The organism is Candidatus Protochlamydia sp. R18, assembly GCF_000648255.1.
Taxonomy (GTDB): Bacteria; Chlamydiota; Chlamydiia; order Chlamydiales; family Parachlamydiaceae; genus Protochlamydia; species Protochlamydia amoebophila.
Genome location: NZ_BASL01000729.1, coordinates 1 through 3154 on the forward strand (window position 1 = coordinate 1; position 3154 = coordinate 3154).

Here is a 3154-nt window from a genome sequence, read left to right on the forward strand (position 1 = left end):
AAGATTTTCTCTTAGAACAGTTAAAGGATCATGACGAGGCTGTTGCCTATCTAAATGCTGCTTTAGAAGAAAGCCTGAAGGGCGACGAAGAGTCGCAACAAGTTTTTTTGATCGCTCTTCGCAATGTAGCGGAAGCACAAGGTGGGATTGGAGCTTTAGCCAAAAAAGCGCATATTGGCCGTGAAAGCCTTTACAAAACACTTTCAGACGTTGGAAACCCTAAATGGCATACCTTGGTTTCTTTGTGTATGGCTATGGGATTAAATTTAAGATTAACTTAATTATTGAAGGGAAAGCTATGGCTAAAAAATTTAGCTGATGTGCTCAACAGTGATTATAGACGATTTTTTATAGGGATCAGCTTACTGGAATATAGGTTGCTAAGAAATAACAATTAGAGATAACTCAAATATTCCTCTTATTCTTTGCAAGAAAAAATCAAGAATCAGAGCAAATGTGATAAGAGATCTTCAAAAACTCATGAGCGATGAGGCAAATAAATGGATATACAAGGAAGCCAAGGAAGCGAGACATTATTTCTAACGGAAAATGGCCCATTGCTACCCTTAATTTTAATAGCGGTAGGCATTTTACTGATCATTTTTCCCTATTGGTTTATTTTTTCCAAAGCTGGTTTTTCTAAATGGTTGAGCCTTCTAATGATTGTTCCTGGTCTGAATTTTATATTATTGTATTTTATAGCCCTTTCTAAATGGCCTGCTTTGAAAAAGAACGACTAAGAAGGCGTTTACACGGATGGGAAATTCCAGAATCTATCTAATGAACCAGAAGTTTGTTTTAGATTGATCCCATCAATTTCAAAACGATGAATATATTTTGTTTGATAAAAACTCATTCTTTTAATAGCCTTAATAACTTAAAAAGTCTGATAATATCAACTGTTAAATACATTTCTTTATCTACTCATTCCGCTCACTTCGAATTTAATTTCTCATTCTCGACACATTACTAAACCTTATTTTGGCCGCTTTTTTGCTATCAATAGACGTGAATATAGACGTTGGCTGCACAAGCGAAAATTAAAGTTAATTTGCAGGATTAGCGCACTTGAGGCTTTAGTAGCTTTGCAGCATTTCGATTTGAAATCTTTGCGTTAAGCTCATTAACCAAGGACTAGTGTACTTGATAGCTTCGATAACTTTATAGTATTTAGTTCTGAGCTATTGCTACGATTTTACTGATGTTGGGCTAACCCTTTTGACATCCCCAGGACTTTGCAATATATTTACATTTGCATAGGTTTCTAAAAGTCAATAATTCTAGATTAATACGTTTTAAAACTTTAGATCTCTTGTAGCCCGTTTATTTAGTTATCATATAGCCTCGTAGAATTAAGGCATCTTTAGATTAAAAACTAAAAATTTTATATCTAAGCTCAATTGACTCTTACTTAATTTTTAATCGCTCCCCATTAATAAAATGAAACTTTCTCTTCAAATGTGGCTGCCTATTTTAACTTATTAATATTGCATAATTTTTATCTATCCATCATATTATTAAAATAGCTATAAATAAAAATTTATTTTTCTCATTTGGACGGTCATTTTGATTCCTAATACATGGTTAAATACTAGCTATCTTTCCAATACAACGGCTCCATCTTACTATCCCCCTCAAGATATTAACGATCACCTTGAGAATGAGAATAATGCCTTAGATAATTCTTTGCCTAATCTAGAAGAAACTAGTGCGTCAACGATTCCAGTTCCCGCTCTTTCACCTTCATCTGAAGAAATTCAACTAAGCTTTCAAGAGGGAACTTCTCTGACCATTTCTCACTCTCAGCTAGCTTTGTTAAGGGAAAAATCACACTACTTTAACAATCTGTGGTCGGGGCAATTTCAAGAAACCCTGCAACATCCTCTCGATTTAACACAAAAAGACTTTACGCTTTTGCTCAATTGCCTAGAGAATCCTAAGTTTAAAATTCCCTTGGAAAAGATCTCTTCTTCTATTCAACTCGCCGATTATTATGGACTAACAGAAGTGGTGAAACATTTAGAAGAACAGCTGATAGATGGGTACAAATCACAAAGTATTGGCCCCTTTAACTCCACTGAAGAAAGTTTAGTCAGATTAAAAGAACTTTTAAATTCTGCGCAGCACTATCAATTAAACACTTTGAAAAACTATTTAGAATTGAACGTTGTGAGTGGATTGTTAAACCAGACTTGGCAGTTAGCAAAGCTTGAAAGAATTATAAATCATCTTTCAGATGAGATAGAAGCACTTAATTTTTCAAACAATACTTATTTAACAGATGCTCATTTCTCAGCTTTAAAAAATTGTAAAAATTTAAAAATACTTCATTTTAAGAAATGTTGGGGTGTCACTGATGCAAGATTAGCGCATTTGACACCCTTAACGAATTTGCAGCATCTAGATCTAAGCGATTGCGAGAAACTCACGGATGATGGATTAGCGCATTTGACACCTTTAACGGGTTTGCAGCATCTAGATCTAAGCCAATGCGGTAAACTCACTGATACAGGATTAGTCCATTTGACACCCTTGACGGGTTTGCAGCATCTAGATCTAAGCCAATGCGGTAAACTCACTGATACAGGATTAGTCCATTTGACACCCTTGACGGGTTTGCAGCATCTCAATCTAAGCAAGTGCAATAAACTCACCGATGCCGGATTAGCCCATTTGACACCCTTAACGAATTTGCAGTATCTAGATCTAAGTCTATGCTATCATCTCACTGATACTGGAATAGCGCATTTAAAACCCTTAACGGCTTTGCAGCATTTAAATCTAAACTGGTGCGAGAATCTTACCGATGCAGGATTAGCGCATTTAGCACCCTTAACGGCTTTGCGGCATCTAAATTTAAGTAATTGCTGGCGACTTACCGATGATGGATTAGCGCATTTAACACCTTTAACGGGTTTGCAGCATCTCAATCTAAGCTCGTACAGCAATCTCACTGATGATGGATTAGCCCACTTGGGACCCTTAACGGCTTTGCAGCATCTCAATCTAAGCAACTGTAGGAAACTCACTGATGCTGGATTAGCGCATTTAAAATCTTTGGTGGCTTTGACGCATTTAGATCTAAGTTGGTGCAATAATCTCACGGATGAGGGATTAATCCATTTGAAACCCTTAACGGGTTTGCAATATCTAG

General features: G+C 36.1%; 3 protein-coding genes. All 3 read left to right on the plus strand.

What is annotated here, in order from left to right; genetic code table 11:
• On the plus strand, positions 1 to 281 hold a 281-nt coding region (locus TY19_RS07900), incomplete at its 5' end, for an addiction module antidote protein (protein ID WP_042281625.1).
• A gap of 219 nt (positions 282 to 500) precedes the next feature.
• Positions 501 to 740, plus strand: coding sequence for a hypothetical protein (locus TY19_RS07905; RefSeq protein WP_226988474.1), 240 nt, complete (start codon positions 501 to 503; stop codon positions 738 to 740).
• A gap of 826 nt (positions 741 to 1566) precedes the next feature.
• Positions 1567 to 3154 (plus strand): leucine-rich repeat domain-containing protein (locus tag TY19_RS07910; RefSeq protein ID WP_042281629.1); only part of this gene is annotated, 1588 nt, incomplete at its 3' end.

Excerpts from the sequence above, each read along its gene's own strand:
- TY19_RS07905 (WP_226988474.1), top strand. The coding sequence starts at position 501 with ATGGATATACAAGGAAGCCAAGGAAGCGAGACATTATTTCTAACGGAA.